This window comes from Citrobacter sp. Cpo032 (genome assembly GCF_030332975.1).
Lineage (GTDB): Bacteria > Pseudomonadota > Gammaproteobacteria > Enterobacterales > Enterobacteriaceae > Citrobacter > Citrobacter portucalensis.
In genome coordinates this window covers 89,714-107,591 of the sequence record NZ_JAOWGU010000039.1, presented here as the reverse complement: position 1 = coordinate 107,591, position 17,878 = coordinate 89,714, and the positions used below count along the sequence as shown (strand labels likewise).

The window sequence follows — 17,878 nt, the reverse complement described above, 5'->3', positions numbered from 1 at the left end:
AGGCATTTTTCGGCAACACTAAAAATTATTCATTTTCTTTATCCTGAGTTAATATCTTAGCCACATTTCAAGCCGCGCCTGGCCGCGGTGACCACACCTGACAGGAGTATGTAATGTCCAAGCAACAGATCGGCGTCGTCGGTATGGCAGTGATGGGGCGCAACCTGGCGCTCAACATCGAAAGCCGTGGTTATACCGTCTCCATCTTCAACCGCTCCCGCGAGAAAACTGAAGAAGTTGTTGCCGAGAACCCGGGTAAGAAACTGGTTCCTTATTACACGGTGAAAGAGTTCGTCGAGTCTCTTGAAACCCCACGTCGTATCCTGTTAATGGTTAAAGCAGGGGCGGGAACTGATGCTGCTATCGATTCCCTGAAGCCGTATCTGGATAAAGGCGACATCATCATTGATGGTGGTAACACCTTCTTCCAGGACACTATCCGTCGTAACCGTGAACTGTCCGCTGAAGGTTTTAACTTCATCGGTACTGGCGTATCCGGCGGTGAAGAGGGTGCTCTGAAAGGCCCTTCCATCATGCCAGGTGGTCAGAAAGAAGCCTATGAACTGGTTGCGCCGATCCTGACCAAAATCGCAGCCGTTGCGGAAGATGGCGAGCCGTGCGTGACCTATATTGGCGCTGACGGCGCAGGCCATTACGTGAAGATGGTTCACAACGGCATCGAATATGGCGATATGCAGCTGATTGCTGAAGCCTATTCTCTGCTGAAAGGCGGTCTGAACCTGTCTAACGAAGAACTGGCAACTACCTTCACCGAGTGGAATGAAGGCGAGCTGAGCAGCTACCTGATCGACATTACTAAAGACATTTTCACCAAAAAAGACGAAGACGGTAAATATCTTGTTGATGTGATCCTGGACGAAGCGGCGAACAAAGGTACCGGTAAATGGACCAGCCAGAGTTCTCTTGATCTGGGCGAACCGCTGTCGCTGATCACCGAGTCTGTATTCGCGCGCTACATCTCTTCTCTGAAAGACCAGCGCGTAGCGGCATCTAAAGTACTGTCCGGCCCGCAGGCTCAACTGGCTGGCGATAAAGCAGAGTTTGTTGAGAAAGTTCGTCGCGCGCTGTACCTGGGTAAAATCGTCTCTTACGCGCAGGGCTTCTCTCAACTGCGTGCTGCGTCTGACGAATACAACTGGGATCTGAACTACGGTGAAATCGCGAAGATCTTCCGCGCAGGTTGCATCATTCGTGCGCAGTTCCTGCAGAAAATCACTGACGCGTATGCTGAAAACAAAGGCATTGCTAACCTGCTGCTGGCTCCGTACTTCAAAAATATCGCTGACGAATATCAACAAGCGCTGCGCGATGTAGTGGCTTATGCCGTGCAGAATGGTATTCCGGTACCGACCTTCTCTGCAGCAGTAGCCTACTACGATAGCTACCGTTCTGCGGTGCTGCCGGCTAACCTGATCCAGGCCCAGCGCGACTACTTTGGTGCACATACGTATAAACGCACCGATAAAGAAGGTGTGTTCCACACCGAATGGCTGGATTAATCTGATTTAGTCTAACTGTAAATGCAGGCCCGGAGCGCTCCTCCGGGCTTTTTTATTGCCAAAAAATGGGATTCAGTCAGGTCCGATATCCGGTGTTGTAGCAAAGCACGATATACTGGTGCAATGCAGAGCCGATGTGCGACGTTGTTGGCAGCGTGTTCACCCTCAAATGTTTAACCGGAAGAAGTTACACAGCGAATGAAGATAACTATCTCAGGAACAGGTTATGTTGGTTTGTCGAACGGTATTCTGATTGCCCAGCACCATGAAGTGGTCGCTCTGGATATCGTTCCGACGAAGGTCGAGATGCTGAATCAGAAAAAATCGCCGATCGTTGATAGAGAGATCGAAGAGTATCTGGCGACAAAACAGCTGAATTTCCGTGCAACGACCGATAAGTATGATGCATACCGCGACGCGGACTACGTTATCATCGCGACACCGACTGATTACGATCCGAAAACTAACTACTTTAACACCTCCAGCGTCGAGTCAGTGATCCGCGATGTGGTCGAAATCAACCCAAATGCGGTGATGGTAATTAAATCAACGATTCCGGTTGGCTTTACGAACTCCATTAAAGAACAGTTTGGCATCGACAATATATTCTTTTCGCCAGAATTCCTGCGTGAAGGACGTGCGCTGTACGACAACCTGCATCCGTCCCGTATCGTTATTGGTGAACGCTCTGAACGCGCCGAGCGTTTTGCCGCGTTGCTGCAGGAAGGTGCGGTTAAAAAAGACATTCCGACGCTGTTTACTGACTCGACTGAAGCCGAAGCCATCAAGTTATTTGCTAACACCTATCTGGCGTTACGTGTGGCTTACTTTAACGAGCTGGATAGCTATGCAGAAAGTCTTGGCTTGAATTCACGGCAGATTATTGAAGGTGTGTGCCTGGACCCGCGTATCGGTAATCACTACAACAACCCGTCATTTGGCTATGGTGGCTACTGTCTGCCGAAAGATACTAAGCAGTTGCTGGCGAACTACGCGTCTGTGCCGAATAACATTATTGGCGCTATCGTTGATGCGAACCGTACGCGTAAGGACTTCATTGCAGATTCTATTCTTGCGCGTAAGCCTAAGGTGGTCGGCGTGTACCGTTTGATCATGAAAAGTGGTTCCGATAATTTCCGGGCATCATCGATTCAGGGCATCATGAAGCGCATTAAGGCAAAGGGCGTGCCCGTTATTATCTATGAACCGGTCATGGAAGAGGATGAATTTTTCCATTCCCGAGTTGTGCGTGATCTTAATGCGTTCAAAAATGAAGCGGATATTATTATTTCTAACCGCATGACGTCAGAATTAGCTGATGTTGCCGATAAAGTGTATACCCGCGATTTGTTTGGTAGTGATTAATCTCGTCTCCATAAAAAAGGCCTTATATAAGGCCTTTTTTATTTTAATCAGGTCAGTAATTAAACTTTGTAGAAATCACGGTACCAGTCAACAAAGTTCTTCACCCCATCATTTACCGTGGTTTCAGGTTTAAAACCAATAACATCATACAGTGCTTTAGTGTCTGCGCTGGTTTCCAGTACATCACCTGGCTGTAGCGGAAGCATATTTTTCTTTGCTTCAATACTCAGTGCATCTTCCAGAGCCTGGATATAGTCCATTAGCTCAACCGGTGAACTATTGCCGATATTGTAGACGCGATAGGGCGCAATGCTGGCTGCTGGCGTACCTGTTTCAACGGTCCACTGGCTATCTGCGTGTGGAATGACATCCTGCAGGCGAATGATTGCTTCTGCGATATCATCAATATAGGTAAAGTCACGCTTCATTTTGCCATAGTTATATACGTCAATACTTTTACCTTCCAGCATCGCTTTGGTGAACTTGAACAGCGCCATATCAGGACGACCCCAAGGACCGTACACGGTGAAAAAACGCAACCCGGTTGTGGGCAATCCGTACAAATGGGAATAAGTATGGGCCATCAGTTCGTTGGCTTTTTTGGTTGCTGCATACAGCGACACGGGATGATCGACGGAATCATCCGTAGAGAAAGGCATTTTGCGATTCAGGCCGTAAACTGAACTGGATGAGGCATAGAGTAAATGCTGAATTTTATGATGGCGACACCCTTCCAGTATGTTCAGAAAGCCGGTGAGATTTGAGTCTGCGTAGGCATGCGGGTTTTCGAGTGAATAACGTACACCAGCCTGTGCGGCGAGATGGATCACACGCTCAAAATGCTCGGATGCGAAGAGTTCACTCATACCCTCGCGGTCGGCTAAATCAATTTTATGAAACTGGAAACCAGGCTGCGCCAGTAATTCCAGACGAGCTTGTTTAAGGCTGACGTCGTAGTAATCGTTCAGGTTATCAATACCGACTACTTGATGGCCAGCCTCAAGGAGGCGTTTGCTAACGTGGAAGCCGATGAAACCAGCGGCACCCGTAACCAGGTATTTCATGTTTATTCCTCTTTTTGGCTAAATAATAGCCAGGCACCAACATGTGCTACTAAAAAGTGGAATGATACCTTTAGATGGTAAAAAAGCTAATTGTTATATTATTTACGCCTACCATTTTTACTGGTTAGACGGTAAATATTCATGCTGTGAATTCAATAAAATGAATTGTAAAGTATAACGATTAGCGGGCATGAAACCTGTTTGTTGATGGTTTATTGCGCATGAAGACGCTCTTTGAGTATTGACACTTTTGTTTAATCGTATCGCTATTCAGTAGTGTTTGAAATACCAATCAAAATCCCAGAAACAATTTGATTTTTTTATCATTAATCCTATGGCATTGCCTCAATTTATAGCTAAACTAATCCCAGTTTAAGTCTTTCCTTATCTAGGGTTTCTATGTCTGTAAGTGATAACAACATGTCCGGGCGCAGTCACGATCCGGAACAGATTGATCTGATTGATTTACTGGTACAGTTGTGGCGTGGGAAAGTAACAATCGTTATCGCGATTGTTATTGCCTTAGTACTTGCTGTGGGCTATTTGGCAGTTGCTAAGGAGAAATGGACCTCAACAGCCATTATTACTCAACCGGATGTAGGTCAGATCGCTACATATAACAACGCCCTCAATGTGTTGTATGGTGTCAGCGCCCCCAAGGCTACTGAACTGCAGACAAACGTGGTTGGTCGTTTCAGTACTTCTCTCTCTGCATTGGCTGAAATGCTAGATAATCAGGAAAAACCACAGAAACTGTCAATTGAACAGTCTGTTAAAGGTCAACCGCTGCCGCTAGCGGTTTCTTATGTGGGTAGCTCACCAGAAGACGCTCAGCGTCAACTGGCTGAATACATTCAACAAACAGATGAAAAGGTTGCTAAAGAGCTGGAGCTTGACCTGGTTGATAATATCAAGTTGCAAACAACCACGTTGCAAGACTCTCTGAAAACTCAGGAAGTGGTCGCGCAGGAGCAAAAAGATCTGCGAATTAAGCAAATTCAGGAAGCGCTGCGTTATGCAGAGCAGGCCGGGGTGACTAAGCCGCAAATTCAGCAGACGCAGGATGTGACGCAGGACAGTATGTTCCTGTTGGGTAGTGATGCCCTGAAATCCATGATTGAGCACGAATCTACACGTCCTTTGATATTGTCTGATAACTACTTCCAGACCAAACAAAAGCTTTTGGATATTGAAAGTCTTAAGCTTGAAGGGGCTGAGTTACACGCCTACCGCTATGTGATGAAACCAACGTTACCGATTCGTCGTGACAGCCCGAAAAAAGCGATTACCCTCGTGCTGGCGGTTCTGCTCGGTGGGATGATTGGTGCAGGCATAGTGCTGGGGCGAAATGCTCTGCGTGGTTACAAAGTCAAAGCTGAGTAAGTCTAAAGCTGACAACAAAAAACCGGGCTCTGCCCGGTTTTTTTACGTCTGCAGATTACTGATGACGCTTACGTAAATTCTCAATCACCGTCGTCAGGTCGAGGTCCTGGTCTTGCAGCAGCACCAGCAGGTGATACATCAGATCAGAAGCTTCATTTGTCAGCTCAAAACGATCGTTCACCGTCGCGGCCAGCGCGGTTTCTACGCCTTCTTCACCCACTTTCTGTGCGATGCGTTTGGTGCCGCTGGCATACAGTTTCGCGGTATAGGAGCTGGCTGGGTCAGCGGTTTTACGTTCGGCCAGCAGTTGTTCAAGCTGATACAGGAACAGCCACTGGTGGCTGGCGTCACCAAAGCAGCTTGAGGTGCCTTTATGGCAGGTTGGGCCAATCGGGTTAACCAGCACCAGCAGGGTGTCGTTGTCGCAGTCAGGCGCAATGCTCACCACATTCAGGAAGTGACCGGAGGTTTCTCCTTTGGTCCACAGGCGCTGCTTGGTCCGTGAGAAAAAGGTCACTTTGCCGCTTTCGAGCGTTTTATCCAGCGCCTCCGGGTTCATATACCCCAGCATCAATACTTCACCGGAAACCGCATGCTGCACGATGACTGGCATCAGTCCGTCGGTTTTTTCCCAGTCCAGCTCGCGGCATTGTTGCTTCGTTAACATATCCTGATCTCCACGCCCTTTGTTGCCAGGTACGCTTTTAATTCACCAATATTGATAATTTGCTTGTGGAAGACGGAGGCGGCAAGCGCGCCGTCAACGTCGGCATCCCGGAAGGCTTCGAGGAAGTGTTCCATGGTGCCCGCACCGCCGGAGGCAATCAGCGGTACGTGGCAAACATCACGCACTTTTTTCAGTTGCTCCAGGTCATAACCGTTACGTACGCCGTCCTGGTTCATCATGTTCAGGACGATTTCGCCCGCGCCGCGTTTTTGGACCTCCTGCACCCAGTCCAGTGTTTCCCACTGCGTGACGCGGGTACGGCTTTCATCTCCGGTATACTGATTTACATGATATTTACCGGTGTCGGCGTCATACCAGGTATCAATGCCCACCACGATGCACTGCACGCCAAAGCGATCCGCCAGACGGGTGATAAGTTCCGGTTCGGCCAGCGCCGGGGAGTTGATGGAGATTTTATCCGCCCCAAAGGAGAGAATGCGCGCCGCATCGTCGATGGATTTAATGCCGCCGGCTACGCAGAACGGAATATCAATCACTTCCGCCACACGTGATACCCAGCTTTTATCCACTACGCGTCCATCGCTGGAAGCGGTGATATCGTAGAACACCAGTTCATCTGCACCTTCATCGGCATAGCGTTTTGCCAGCGGGACAATGTCGCCAATAATCTCGTGATTGCGGAACTGGACACCTTTTACCACCTGCCCATCACGGACGTCCAGACAAGGAATTATGCGTTTTGCCAGCATTGAATGGCCTCCTCAACGGTGAACTTACCTTCCAGCAGGGCGCGTCCGACGATCACGCCACGAACACCAGTCCCGCGCAGGGCCGCTACGTCCTCGATTCCGCCAATGCCGCCAGATGACTGAAACGCCACCTGCGGGTATTTGGCGCACACTTCTTCATACAGTGCGACGTTTGAACCTGCCAGCGTACCGTCGCGGGAGATATCGGTGCACAGCACGTGCTTCAGGCCGACGGGTAAATAGGTCTCAACCAGTTCTTCCAGTGAAACCCCTGAATCTTCCTGCCAGCCACTGACCGCAACCTGTTTATTCCCGTGCTCGTCAATACGAACGTCCAGCGCCAGTACCAGCGCATCGGCACCAAAACGGGCAAACCAGCTCTTGACTATCTCGGGGGATTTTACCGCCGTCGAACCCACCACCACGCGTGCCACACCTGCGTCAAGAAGCGCCGCCACGTCTGCTTCCGTACGCACGCCGCCGCCAACTTGTACCGGAACATTGACGCCAGCGACCAGCGTTTTGAACAGCGGGATCTGGCGCTGTGCCGGGTCTTTCGCGCCGGTTAAATCAACCAGGTGCAGCACTTCAGCACCCTGGGCTGCATAATCCTGCAAACGGGGGAGAGGATCGTTGCCGTAATCACGTTGCTTAGCGTAATCGCCCTGATGAAGACGCACCACCGTGCCGTCGATTAAATCTAATGCCGGAATAATCATTACATCTCCAGAAAGTTTTTCAGCAACTGTGCCCCAGCCGCGCCCGAACGTTCCGGGTGAAACTGTACGCCAAAGAAATTGTCTTTTTGTACTGCCGCGGTAAACGGTTCGCCGTAATTGCACTGGGCGATGGTCCACGGGTTTACCGGCATAGCGTAGCTGTGTACAAAGTAGAAATACGCACCATCTTCAATACCCTGGAACAGACGGTTCCCCGCCTGCGGATAGACGCGATTCCAGCCCATATGCGGCAGCGGCAGACCGAAATCGGTCATCTTCGGGACGTCCTGCTCAATAATGCCCAGCAGGGAGACACCGTTACTCTCTTCGCTGCGACGGCCCAGTAGTTGCATACCTAAACAGATCCCCAGTACCGGTTGCGTACAGGCTTTAATCAATTCGATCAGTTCGCGCTCGCGCAACTGGTCCATAGCCGCCTGCGCGGTGCCGACGCCCGGCAGAAACAGTTTATCGGCGCGCAGCACTACGTCCGGGTCACGGCTGACAACCGGGTCGTATCCGTGGCGTGCGACGGCGGATTTTACCGAATGCAGGTTGGCGCAGCCGGTGTCCAGAATCACCACGTTCATTACAGCACTCCTTTTGAAGAGGGCAGCGTGTCGCCTTCTACACGAATCGCCTGACGCAGCGTACGGCCAAAGGCTTTAAACAGGCTCTCCACACGGTGGTGGTCATTTTTGCCTTTAGTTTTCAGGTGCAGGGTGACGCCCATAGTGTAAGAGAGTGAACGGAAGAAGTGTTCGATCATCTCCGTGCTCAGATCGCCAACGCGCTGGTAGGTAAACTCCGCGCGGTATTCCAGGTGCGGACGCCCGGAGATATCCAGCGCGCAACGTGCCAGACACTCATCCATCGGCAGCACAAAACCAAAACGGTTGATGCCGCGTTTATCGCCTAACGCCAGCTTTAAGGCTTCGCCCAGCGCCAGACCGGTATCTTCAACGGTGTGGTGATCGTCTATATACAGATCGCCCTTGACGGCAATCTCCATGCGAAAACCGCCGTGAGTGGCGATTTGATCCAGCATGTGGTCAAAGAAGCCAACGCCGGTATTGATTTTGCTGCGGCCTTCGCGGTCCAGCCAGACTTTGACGTCAATCTGCGTTTCTTTAGTATTACGCTCAACGTGTGCGTAGCGGTCACGTTTGGTCAACTGCTCGCCGATCATCGCCCAGTTCAGGGTATCGCGATGGTAACGCAATCCGCTAATGCCCATGTTTTCAGCGAGCTGAATATCGGTCGCCCGATCACCAATGACGTAGCTGTTCGCCATATCCATGGCCTGTTCAACCAGATACTGTTCAACCAGCTTCACTTTTGGCTTACGGCAATCACACTCGTCCGCTGGCAAGTGCGGGCAGATCAATACCTCATCAAACGTTACGCCCTGAGAGGTGAAAATTTGCATCATCAGGTTATGCGGACCGTCAAAATCAGCCTGCGGGAAACTCTGGGTTCCGAGTCCATCCTGGTTAGTGATCATAACCAGCTTAAAACCTGCTTTTTGCAGTTTCAGCAAAACGGGAACAACTTCCGGCTCGAAGGCGAGTTTGTCAAAGCGATCGACCTGAAAGTCACTTGGCGGTTCGGAAATCAGGGTTCCATCACGGTCAATAAAAAGATACTTCTGGCTCATACTTGCTCCGCACGTAAGGCGTCAATGACGCGCTGGCTCTCTTCACGGGTTCCGACAGTAATTCGCAGGCAGCCGCTTAACGAAGGTTGTTTATTCTGATCTCGTAAGATAATGCCCTGATCCCACAAAGATTTAAATACGCTACTTGATGCGGTGAAGCGCGCCAGAACATAGTTGGTTTCAGAATCGAATACCTGCTCTACACAGCGAATTGTTTTCAGGTTATCTACCAGATACTGACGCTCTTCCAGGATCTGCTCTACGCGTTTACGCATGGCGGAAATCCCTTGCGGCGTCAGCGCCTGGGCGGCGATATCTGCCACCGGCGTAGAGAGTGGGTAAGGGGCTATCACCTTTAACAGCAGATTGATAACCTCTTCATTCGCCAGCGTAAACCCGCAGCGTAAACCGGCGAGCGCAAACGCTTTGGACAACGTGCGTAATATCACCAGATGCGGATACTCAGACAGCCAGCCTGCCAGCGTGGCCTGTGGGCAAAACTCGATATAGGCCTCATCAGCGACCACAATAGCTTTACCCTGCGCCATTTCGAGCAGTGAACGCAGATCCTGCGGGTTAATTAGCTGGCCGGTTGGGTTATTAGGGCTGCATACGTAGACCACCTTCACGCCATCAAGCTTGTCCGCGATGCCTTGCAAATCCAGTTGCCAGTTATCAAGGGTCGGAACGGTGCGGCACTCAACGCCAATCGTTTCGGCGCTGACGCTGTACATGCCGTAAGTCGGCGGGCAGTAGAGAATGGCATCTTTACCGGGTTCGCAAAAAGCGCGCACCAGCAGTTCGATCCCTTCATCTGCGCCGCGGCTGACCAGTACCTGCTCCGGTTTGACGTCAGCATACTGCGCGTAATTCTCAATCACTGCTTTCGGCTGGCATTCAGGGTAGCGGTTCAGCGTTTGCTGAGTGAGCAGGAACTCAACGGCGGTTGGGTACTCATTCGCGTTGAGCCAGACATCGCCGTTACCGCCGAGACGGCGGGCAGACTGATAGGGTGTTAACTCGCGAACATTCTTACGGGCTAAATCAGTGACGCTGAGAAAGTTGTCAGTGCTCATGCTTGCTCCTTCAGGGCGTTAACGCGCAGGGTGACGGCATTTTTGTGGGCAGTCAGTCGTTCAGCAGCGGCCAGTGTTTCAATGGTTGAGGCCAGGGCAGAGAAACCTTGTGGGGTTAATTCCTGTACGGTCATCCGTTTCTGGAAATCAGCCAGCCCAAGGCTTGAGCAGGTCGCGGTATAGCCGTAGGTCGGAAGAACGTGGTTGGTGCCAGAAGCATAGTCGCCTGCGGATTCCGGCGACCAGTCGCCGAGGAACACCGAACCGGCGCTAGTGATCTCATCAACCAATTCACGCGCGTTGCGGGTCTGAATAATCAGGTGTTCCGGACCGTAGGCGTTAGATATTTCAACGCACTGCGCCAGATCTTTCGCCACGATTAAGCGGCTGGCGGAGAGTGCCTGACGTGCGGTCTCAGCGCGGGAAAGCTCAGCGAGCTGGCGTTCAACGGCTTTGGCAACGCCTTCGGCAAGCGTAGCGTCTGGCGTCAGGAGAATAACCTGCGAGTCGGGGCCGTGTTCTGCCTGAGAAAGCAGGTCAGAGGCAACAAAGTCCGGCGTCGCGCCGCTGTCGGCGATAACCAGCACTTCGGACGGGCCAGCAGGCATGTCGATGGCCGCGCCGTCAAGACGCTGGCTGACCTGGCGTTTGGCTTCGGTCACATATGCATTGCCCGGCCCGAAGATTTTATCGACCTTAGGAATAGATTCGGTGCCCAGCGCCAGCGCGGCAATAGCCTGCGCGCCGCCTACATTAAACACCTCTTTTACGCCACACAGCTGCGCGGCGTAGAGGATTTCATCGGCAATCGGCGGCGGTGAGCACAGTACCACTTTTTTGCAACCGGCGATGCGCGCCGGGGTCGCCAGCATTAATACGGTGGAAAACAGCGGCGCCGAACCTCCAGGAATATACAGGCCCACGGAAGCGATAGGGCGGGTAACCTGCTGGCAACGCACGCCTGGCTGGGTTTCGATATCCACCGGCGGCAGGATCTGCGCGGTGTGGAAAGTATCAATATTACGCACCGCCGCCTGCATGGCTTGTTTCAGTTCGTCGCTCAGGCGACTGCTGGCTTGCTGGATTTCTTCCTCGGTCACGCGCAGCGCGCCAACCTCGGTTTTATCGAACTTTGCGCTGTATTCACGCAGCGCCCGGTCGCCGTTATTTTTGACGTTCTCAAGGATCTCGGCCACCGTACGGCTGATGCTTTCAGAGGCGGAAATTGCCGGGCGCATCAGCAGTTCGCGCTGCTGCTCAGGGCTACAGCTATTCCAGTCAATCAGGGTATTGAAGCTCATGGTCGTTACTCCATTATCGGGTATTGCCGGATGGCGGCGCTGCCTTATCCGGCCTACAAGACCCGTAATATCAATAATTGTGACAATTCTTGTAGACCTGATAAGCGAAGCGCCATCAGGCATCAGATCACTCCATCATCTTCTCAATCGGCAACACCAGAATTGAGCTGGCACCGAGCGCTTTCAGTTTTTCCATTGTTTCCCAGAACAGGGTTTCGCTGCTGACCATGTGCATGGCAACACGCTGCTGGTCGCCCGCCAGAGGCAGAATGGTAGGGCGCTCAGCGCCGGGCAGCAGGGCGATGACCTCGTCCAGACGCTCGCTCGGCGCGTGCATCATGATGTATTTGGATTCACGGGCCTGAATAACCCCCTGGATACGGGTTAGCAGTTTGTCGATCAGTTGTTGCTTGGCTTCGGCCATTTCGCCGTCGCGCTGAATCAGACAGGCTTTAGAGCGGTAGATCACTTCTACTTCGCGCAGACCGTTGGCTTCAAGCGTTGCGCCGGTGGACACCAGATCGCAAATCGCATCAGCCAGACCCGCACGGGGAGCGACTTCTACTGAGCCGTTTAACAGACAAGATTTAAACGAAACCCCTTTCTGATCGAGATAACGTTTGAGCAGGTGTGGGTAAGAGGTCGCGATACGTTTACCGTTCAGCGCTGCCGGGCCATCCCAGGCTTCATCAACCGGGGTAGCCAGCGAGAGACGGCAGCCGCCGAAGTCCAGACGGCGCAGAGTAAAATAGCGAGGGTCTTCACCCTGTGCCCGGCGGTTGAGCAGTTCCTCTTCCAGAACATTTTCCCCGATGATGCCGAGGTCAACGACACCGTCCATCACCAGACCCGGGATATCGTCATCACGCACGCGCAGAATATCGATCGGCATGTTCTCCGCCATCGCAATCAGGCGCTGGGTGTGAAGATTAATTTTAATGCCGCAACGGGCCAGTAATTCGCGTGAATCATCGCTTAAGCGGCCTGATTTCTGCATAGCTATGCGTAAACGGGTGTTGTCTAACATTCTTTATTCCTCGTTATCCTGTCTGAATCAGTTTGGGTCACGCACAAAAAAAAGCCCCCGGAAGAAATCTTCCGGGGGCTTTCTCATACGCTCATGCACCGCTGGAAGATTTAAACGTCTCCCAGCACACATCGCCTGAAAGACTAGTCAGGATGATGGTGATGATGGTGTTTGAATTGAGCGCGTGTCATAAATTTTCTCGATGAATGTTTATTCATTTGATGTCTTTTAACCTAAACCACTTTAGCTACGGAAAGCAAGGGCTTTTTTTGATCATTAATTCATTTCATATTGATACTATGAATTGTCAGCCACCGTGGGCTGGCGTAGCCTTGCGTTATAGGCCAAAAGTCAGGAGAGAAGGCATGAAAAAGGTCGCAATTGTCGGGTTAGGTTGGTTAGGCATGCCGTTAGCCATGTCGCTGGCGGCGAGAGGCTGGCAGGTTACCGGCAGCAAAACCACATTGGATGGGGTGGAAGCGGCCCGCATGAGCGGTATCGAGAGTTATTCGCTGCGCCTGGAACCTGAACTGGTCTGTGAGGCTGACGATCTCGATGCACTGATGGACGCCGATGCGCTGGTTATTACGCTGCCTGCGCGTCGTAGCGGTCCTGGGGAAGCATTTTACCTGCAGGCCATGCAGGAGCTGGTCGACAGCGCGCTGGCGTATCGGATCCCACGAATTATTTTTACCAGTTCGACGTCAGTCTATGGTGACGTTCAGGGCACAGTGAAAGAGGGGACGGCGCGTAATCCGGTCACGGCGAGCGGTCGTGTCCTGAAAGAACTTGAAGACTGGTTGCACAATTTGCCAGGCACGTCGGTGGATATTTTGCGTCTGGCCGGGTTGGTCGGTCCGGGAAGACATCCTGGTCGCTTCTTTGCCGGCAAGACGGCACCTGACGGACATCATGGCGTCAATCTGGTGCATCTGGACGATGTAGTATCTGCCATCACGTTACTGCTGCAAGCGCCTAAAGGGGGACACATCTATAATATATGTGCGCCTATGCATCCGGCGCGTAACGTGTTCTATCCGCAGATGGCCCGCCAGTTGGGGATGGAGCCGCCGGAATTTCGCGGCGGTACGGATAACGGTAAAGGTAAAGTCATTGATGGCAACCGTATTTGTAATGAGCTTGGGTTTGAGTACCAGTATCCCGACCCGCTGGTGATGCCAATGGAGTGACAGGCCAGCAGAGTGCCGCTGTATACCGCCAGGGGGCGAGTATGAAACCACTGCTGGACGTTCTTATCATCCTCGATGCATTAGAAAAAGAGGGCAGTTTCGCGGCGGCGTCGGCAAAATTGTTTAAGACGCCGTCTGCGCTTAGCTACACCGTCCATAAGCTGGAAAGTGATCTTAATATTCAGCTACTCGATCGCAGCGGACACCGGGCTAAGTTCACCCGCACCGGGCAGATGCTGCTGGAAAAGGGGCGGGAGGTGCTGCATACCGTCCGCGAACTTGAAAAGCAGGCGATTAAACTTCACGAAGGCTGGGAGAATGAACTGGTTATTGGCGTAGATGATACGTTTCCCTTTTCACTGCTGGCCCCACTCATCGAATCTTTCTATCAACACCACAGCGTGACGCGCCTGAAGTTTATCAATGGCGTGCTGGGCGGCTCCTGGGATGCCCTCACTCAGGGGCGGGCGGATATTATTGTCGGTGCTATGCATGAACCGCCAGCGGGGAGTGAATTTGGCTTTGCGCGGCTGGGCGCTTTGGAACAGGTGTTTGTTGTTGCGCCGCATCACCCCCTGGCGCAGGAACAGGAACCATTACATCGGCGTACTATTCGACGTTTTCGCGCCATTGTGGTGGGAGATAATGCGCATCAAGCGAACATCTCCGGCGTTCAGGTGTTGGACGATCAGGAAGCGATTACCGTTTTTGACTTCAAAACCAAGCTGGAGCTGCAAATTAGTGGTCTGGGATGCGGATATATTCCACGTTATCTGGCGCAGCGATTTTTGGACAGCGGCGCGCTGATTGAGAAGAAAGTGGTCGGACAAATTCTGTTTGAACCCGTGTGGATAGGGTGGAATGAACAGACCGCCGGGCTTGCCAGCGCCTGGTGGCGGGATGAGATTTTAGCAAATAGTGCTATTGCCGGGGTGTATGTTAAAACGGATGCTGATAAATCAATCAGTTGAGAAAAAATATTTTTTTACAGTTGCTTCAATCTCTTGTTATTTCTCCCCAAATTAGTGCAAAATACGCCGCTTGCAAAAAATGACATTAACCGACGTTTTAATACGCGTCGGTTATTTTTTTGCATCAAACCAATCATTCATAAAAGAGGCCGGGCTTCGTACCGGATAGATACTTACTTAAAAATCGACAGTTGTTGTCGCTGAGGATTAACAAAAAATGGGGCAATTTTTTGCTTACGCGACGGTTTTCGCCGTAATGGGGGATAACCATGTCGCATAACGCTACTCCAAACACCTCTCGCGTGGAATTACGTAAAACGCTTACGCTGGTTCCGGTTGTCATGATGGGCCTTGCCTATATGCAGCCGATGACGCTGTTCGATACATTCGGTATCGTATCAGGAATGACCGATGGTCACGTCCCGACAGCTTACGCCTTTGCACTGATAGCCATCCTCTTTACCGCACTGAGCTACGGTAAACTGGTGCGTCGCTATCCGTCTGCAGGCTCTGCCTACACTTACGCCCAGAAATCCATTAGCCCGACCGTTGGCTTTATGGTGGGTTGGTCATCACTGCTGGACTACCTGTTCGCTCCGATGATCAACATTCTGTTGGCAAAAATTTATTTTGAAGCCCTGGTGCCGTCGATACCGTCATGGATATTCGTGGTGGCGCTGGTAGCCTTCATGACCGCCTTTAACCTGCGCAGCCTTAAATCCGTTGCGAATTTCAACACCGTAATCGTGTTGTTGCAGGTGGTGCTGATTGCAGTGATCCTCGGCATGGTCGTTTATGGCGTGTTCGAAGGGGAAGGTGCTGGTACATTGGCGAGCAGCCGTCCGTTCTGGTCAGGTGATGCACACGTGATCCCAATGATCACGGGCGCTACCATCCTGTGCTTCTCGTTCACCGGTTTTGACGGTATCAGCAACCTGTCAGAAGAAACCAAAGACGCTGAGCGCGTGATCCCGCGTGCGATTTTCCTGACTGCGCTGATTGGTGGCCTGATCTTTATCGTCTCCACATATCTGTTGCAGCTGTACTTCCCGGATATCTCGCGCTTCAAAGATCCAGACGCTTCACAGCCGGAAATCATGCTGTACGTTGCCGGTAAGTTCTTCCAGGTTGGCGCGCTGATTTTCTCTACCATTACCGTACTGGCGTCCGGTATGGCGGCGCATGCAGGCGTAGCACGTCTGATGTACGTGATGGGGCGTGACGGCGTGTTCCCGAAAAGTTTCTTCGGTTATGTACACCCGAAATGGCGTACTCCGTCCATGAACATCATTCTGGTTGGTGCGATTGCTTTGCTGGCAATCAACTTCGACCTGGTGATGGCGACGGCGCTGATTAACTTTGGTGCGCTGGTGGCGTTTACCTTCGTTAACCTGTCGGTGATCTCCCAGTTCTGGATCCGTGAGAAGCGTAACAAGACGCTGAAAGACCACTTCCAGTATCTGTTCCTGCCGATGTGCGGTGCGCTGACCGTTGGTGCGCTGTGGGTGAATCTGGAAGAAAGCTCAATGGTTCTGGGTCTGATCTGGGCTGGTATCGGTCTGATTTACCTGGCCTGTGTGACCAAAAGCTTCCGCAACCCGGTACCGCAGTACGACGAAGATGTTGCGTAATAACAGCATTTAACTAAAAAAAAACGGAGACATGTTCTCCGTTTTTTTATACGTGGGATTTATACAATCTCTTCGGCATACTGCCAGAGTGATTTCAGCAGCATTAACTTTTCTTTGTTATCCGCATATTGCTGGCTCAATAACTGCAATTCATTGGCGTAATTTTGCAAAAACTCCGGTGTGAATACCTGGCGACGATGGTCCAGCCAGCGCTGCTGTTCAGCTTCGTCCAGCGTTCCGGGGAAGTTACGTGCACGGTAATTAAACAGCAGTTTTTCAATGCGCTTATCGACAAAGGAGATATCCAGCGCCGGTAAATTGCGTGGTTCGGTTTCCAGAACGATTTTCATCGCCGCACGGTCAGCATCGCTGAAAAAGCCGTTATAAAGTTGAGCATCCACGTTATCTGACGGTGTAAACGGTTCCGCATCGGCAAAGATCGCGACCACTTTGTCGCGTATCTGCGGATTTTCGCGCAGAACTTTGAGATTATCCAGACAGTGCTGGCGGTTAATGCCAAGACGGGCGGCATCTTCCGGACGCAGGGTATTCGCCTGTGCCAGTACCGGGCATTTGCTGATGTGCACCAGTTTAACCGGTACGGCCGGGTTATCACCCAGATCCGCTTTAGACGTGTAGAGCCGCTCGCGCAGGGCGTCACTGTCGAGTTCGAGCAGCGGCGAAATATCACCGGCTAAGTCGACCATAATAACCGCGTTACGATTCTCCGGATGCCACGCCAATGGCGCTACCCAACTGGTGTTGCCGCGCCATGCGCCGAACATACCAGAGACATGGACCAGCGGCTTCATTTGCGGGACATCAATCAGCGCGGCCAGCTTGTGCTTATTACGATGGCTGTAGAGATAATCAAACAGACGCGGCTGGCGCGACTTCACTAATTGCGCCATTGCGATTGTGGCGTATACGTCCGCCATCGCATCGTGAGCATTGGTATGCTCAATACCGTTGGCTTTGGTCAAATGCTCCAGTCGGAAGCTGGGTAAGCCGTCGTCGTTTTCCGGCCAGTTAATGCCTTCAGGGCGCAGGGCATAGCAGGCGCGCATCACATCCAGCAGATCCCAGCGCGAATTATCGTTCTGCCAGCTCCAGGCATAGGGATCGTAGAAATTGCGATACAGGATGTTGCGCGTCACCTCATCATCGAAGCGCACGTTGTTATAACCCAGGATACAGGTTTTCGGCACGGTGAACAGGGCGTGGATGCGTGCAGCAAAAGCGGCTTCATTTTCTCCCTTTTCACGTGCTTCCTGCGGTGTGATACCCGTAATCAACACCGCCTCAGGCTGCGGCAGATAATCGTCCGCGGGTTTGCAATAAAAGACTTCTGGTTCACCGATGATGTTGAAATCATTATCTGTGCGGATAGCCGCAAATTGCGCGGGTCTGTCCAGCGCCGGATGGGTACCAAAGGTCTCGTAATCGTGGAAGAGAAAACCAGGTTGCTGCTTGCCGTCATTCATTGTTCAGTTATGTCCGGGATCAATTTAGCGCTGGTTCAAGAATACCAAAAAAT

At 51.8% G+C, this 17,878-nt stretch carries 17 protein-coding genes, 1 pseudogene and 1 other annotated feature; of the genes and pseudogenes, 7 read left to right on the top strand and 11 right to left on the bottom strand.

Translation table 11 applies throughout. The features are described from left to right. Nucleotides 1-113 precede the first annotated feature (113 nt). Nucleotides 114-1,520 carry an NADP-dependent phosphogluconate dehydrogenase gene (gnd, locus tag OGY33_RS09690; protein WP_003030112.1) on the top strand — a complete coding sequence of 469 codons (1,407 nt, stop codon included), beginning with the start codon at nucleotides 114-116 and terminating at the stop codon, nucleotides 1,518-1,520. Nucleotides 1,521-1,718: 198 nt separating this feature from the next. Continuing rightward, nucleotides 1,719-2,885: a UDP-glucose 6-dehydrogenase gene (gene ugd, locus OGY33_RS09685; RefSeq protein ID WP_191238331.1), complete on the top strand. Its 1,167-nt coding sequence runs from the start codon at nucleotides 1,719-1,721 to the stop codon at nucleotides 2,883-2,885. A 59-nt stretch (nucleotides 2,886-2,944) separates the two neighbouring features. On the opposite strand, the gene OGY33_RS09680 is transcribed toward ugd, so the two are convergent. Then, entirely contained in the window at nucleotides 2,945-3,949 is a 1,005-nt protein-coding gene (locus OGY33_RS09680) for an NAD-dependent epimerase (protein WP_191238332.1), read from the bottom strand. Nucleotides 3,950-4,348: 399 nt separating this feature from the next. On the opposite strand from OGY33_RS09680, the gene wzzB reads away from it, so the two are divergent. After that, nucleotides 4,349-5,332: an LPS O-antigen chain length determinant protein WzzB gene (gene wzzB, locus OGY33_RS09675; protein ID WP_191238333.1), complete on the top strand. Its 984-nt coding sequence runs from the start codon at nucleotides 4,349-4,351 to the stop codon at nucleotides 5,330-5,332. A gap of 55 nt (nucleotides 5,333-5,387) precedes the next feature. Here the strand turns inward: wzzB and hisIE are convergent, their stop codons facing one another. The 9 genes from hisIE to hisL form a co-directional block, all read right to left on the bottom strand. Continuing rightward, a complete protein-coding gene (gene hisIE, locus OGY33_RS09670; protein WP_000956425.1) occupies nucleotides 5,388-5,999 on the bottom strand; it encodes a bifunctional phosphoribosyl-AMP cyclohydrolase/phosphoribosyl-ATP diphosphatase HisIE in 612 nt (203 codons plus the stop codon). Continuing rightward, a complete protein-coding gene (gene hisF, locus OGY33_RS09665) occupies nucleotides 5,993-6,769 on the bottom strand; it encodes an imidazole glycerol phosphate synthase subunit HisF (RefSeq protein WP_191238334.1) in 777 nt (258 codons plus the stop codon). Before hisF ends, hisIE begins: the two co-directional genes overlap by 7 nt. Continuing rightward, complete coding sequence (hisA, locus tag OGY33_RS09660) at nucleotides 6,751-7,488, bottom strand: 1-(5-phosphoribosyl)-5-[(5-phosphoribosylamino)methylideneamino]imidazole-4-carboxamide isomerase (protein WP_191238335.1); 738 nt, start codon at nucleotides 7,486-7,488, stop codon at nucleotides 6,751-6,753. Before hisA ends, hisF begins: the two co-directional genes overlap by 19 nt. Next, the gene (hisH, locus tag OGY33_RS09655; RefSeq protein WP_008785165.1) at nucleotides 7,488-8,078 is read right to left on the bottom strand and encodes an imidazole glycerol phosphate synthase subunit HisH; all 591 of its coding nucleotides are present in this window, start codon (nucleotides 8,076-8,078) and stop codon (nucleotides 7,488-7,490) included. The genes hisA and hisH overlap by 1 nt, the downstream gene beginning before the upstream one ends. Continuing rightward, nucleotides 8,078-9,145, bottom strand: coding sequence for a bifunctional histidinol-phosphatase/imidazoleglycerol-phosphate dehydratase HisB (gene hisB, locus OGY33_RS09650; RefSeq protein ID WP_000080054.1), 1,068 nt, complete (start codon nucleotides 9,143-9,145; stop codon nucleotides 8,078-8,080). Before hisB ends, hisH begins: the two co-directional genes overlap by 1 nt. Continuing rightward, nucleotides 9,142-10,221: a histidinol-phosphate transaminase gene (gene hisC, locus OGY33_RS09645; RefSeq protein WP_191238336.1), complete on the bottom strand. Its 1,080-nt coding sequence runs from the start codon at nucleotides 10,219-10,221 to the stop codon at nucleotides 9,142-9,144. Before hisC ends, hisB begins: the two co-directional genes overlap by 4 nt. Further along, nucleotides 10,218-11,522, bottom strand: a complete 1,305-nt coding sequence (gene hisD, locus OGY33_RS09640; protein WP_137377217.1) for a histidinol dehydrogenase — start codon at nucleotides 11,520-11,522, stop codon at nucleotides 10,218-10,220. Before hisD ends, hisC begins: the two co-directional genes overlap by 4 nt. 127 nt (nucleotides 11,523-11,649) lie before the next feature. Continuing rightward, complete coding sequence (hisG, locus tag OGY33_RS09635; RefSeq protein ID WP_003834191.1) at nucleotides 11,650-12,549, bottom strand: ATP phosphoribosyltransferase; 900 nt, start codon at nucleotides 12,547-12,549, stop codon at nucleotides 11,650-11,652. A 45-nt stretch (nucleotides 12,550-12,594) separates the two neighbouring features. After that, nucleotides 12,595-12,717 (bottom strand) — a sequence feature (His leader region). Then, nucleotides 12,693-12,740, bottom strand: coding sequence for a his operon leader peptide (gene hisL, locus OGY33_RS09630; protein WP_100250077.1), 48 nt, complete (start codon nucleotides 12,738-12,740; stop codon nucleotides 12,693-12,695). Its footprint overlaps the feature before it by 25 nt. A gap of 174 nt (nucleotides 12,741-12,914) precedes the next feature. On the opposite strand from hisL, the gene OGY33_RS09625 reads away from it, so the two are divergent. The 4 genes and pseudogenes from OGY33_RS09625 (at nucleotide 12,915) to plaP (ending at nucleotide 16,341) form a co-directional block, all read left to right on the top strand. Continuing rightward, the gene (locus OGY33_RS09625; protein WP_003834190.1) at nucleotides 12,915-13,739 is read left to right on the top strand and encodes an SDR family oxidoreductase; all 825 of its coding nucleotides are present in this window, start codon (nucleotides 12,915-12,917) and stop codon (nucleotides 13,737-13,739) included. Nucleotides 13,740-13,780: 41 nt separating this feature from the next. Beyond that, nucleotides 13,781-14,765: pseudogene (locus tag OGY33_RS09620) on the top strand (LysR substrate-binding domain-containing protein). Nucleotides 14,766-14,927: 162 nt separating this feature from the next. Next, nucleotides 14,928-14,990, top strand: a complete 63-nt coding sequence (yoeI, locus tag OGY33_RS24465) for a membrane protein YoeI (protein ID WP_099045591.1) — start codon at nucleotides 14,928-14,930, stop codon at nucleotides 14,988-14,990. Then, complete coding sequence (gene plaP / locus OGY33_RS09615; protein ID WP_003834188.1) at nucleotides 14,980-16,341, top strand: putrescine/proton symporter PlaP; 1,362 nt, start codon at nucleotides 14,980-14,982, stop codon at nucleotides 16,339-16,341. The genes yoeI and plaP overlap by 11 nt, the downstream gene beginning before the upstream one ends. Before the next feature lie 59 nt (nucleotides 16,342-16,400). Here plaP and sbcB read toward each other — a convergent pair whose 3' ends face one another. Then, nucleotides 16,401-17,825, bottom strand: coding sequence for an exodeoxyribonuclease I (sbcB, locus tag OGY33_RS09610; RefSeq protein ID WP_191238337.1), 1,425 nt, complete (start codon nucleotides 17,823-17,825; stop codon nucleotides 16,401-16,403). Between the last annotated feature and the right edge of the window lie 53 nt (nucleotides 17,826-17,878).

What these genes read in the sequence shown, in the direction of transcription:
- gnd (WP_003030112.1), top strand. Translation starts at nt 114, where the DNA reads ATGTCCAAGCAACAGATCGGCGTCGTCGGTATGGCAGTGATGGGGCGC.
- ugd (WP_191238331.1), top strand. Translation starts at nt 1,719, where the DNA reads ATGAAGATAACTATCTCAGGAACAGGTTATGTTGGTTTGTCGAACGGT.
- OGY33_RS09680 (WP_191238332.1), bottom strand. Translation starts at nt 3,949, where the DNA reads ATGAAATACCTGGTTACGGGTGCCGCTGGTTTCATCGGCTTCCACGTT.
- wzzB (WP_191238333.1), top strand. Translation starts at nt 4,349, where the DNA reads ATGTCTGTAAGTGATAACAACATGTCCGGGCGCAGTCACGATCCGGAA.
- hisIE (WP_000956425.1), bottom strand. Translation starts at nt 5,999, where the DNA reads ATGTTAACGAAGCAACAATGCCGCGAGCTGGACTGGGAAAAAACCGAC.
- hisF (WP_191238334.1), bottom strand. Translation starts at nt 6,769, where the DNA reads ATGCTGGCAAAACGCATAATTCCTTGTCTGGACGTCCGTGATGGGCAG.
- hisA (WP_191238335.1), bottom strand. Translation starts at nt 7,488, where the DNA reads ATGATTATTCCGGCATTAGATTTAATCGACGGCACGGTGGTGCGTCTT.
- hisH (WP_008785165.1), bottom strand. Translation starts at nt 8,078, where the DNA reads ATGAACGTGGTGATTCTGGACACCGGCTGCGCCAACCTGCATTCGGTA.
- hisB (WP_000080054.1), bottom strand. Translation starts at nt 9,145, where the DNA reads ATGAGCCAGAAGTATCTTTTTATTGACCGTGATGGAACCCTGATTTCC.
- hisC (WP_191238336.1), bottom strand. Translation starts at nt 10,221, where the DNA reads ATGAGCACTGACAACTTTCTCAGCGTCACTGATTTAGCCCGTAAGAAT.
- hisD (WP_137377217.1), bottom strand. Translation starts at nt 11,522, where the DNA reads ATGAGCTTCAATACCCTGATTGACTGGAATAGCTGTAGCCCTGAGCAG.
- hisG (WP_003834191.1), bottom strand. Translation starts at nt 12,549, where the DNA reads ATGTTAGACAACACCCGTTTACGCATAGCTATGCAGAAATCAGGCCGC.
- OGY33_RS09625 (WP_003834190.1), top strand. Translation starts at nt 12,915, where the DNA reads ATGAAAAAGGTCGCAATTGTCGGGTTAGGTTGGTTAGGCATGCCGTTA.
- plaP (WP_003834188.1), top strand. Translation starts at nt 14,980, where the DNA reads ATGTCGCATAACGCTACTCCAAACACCTCTCGCGTGGAATTACGTAAA.
- sbcB (WP_191238337.1), bottom strand. Translation starts at nt 17,825, where the DNA reads ATGAATGACGGCAAGCAGCAACCTGGTTTTCTCTTCCACGATTACGAG.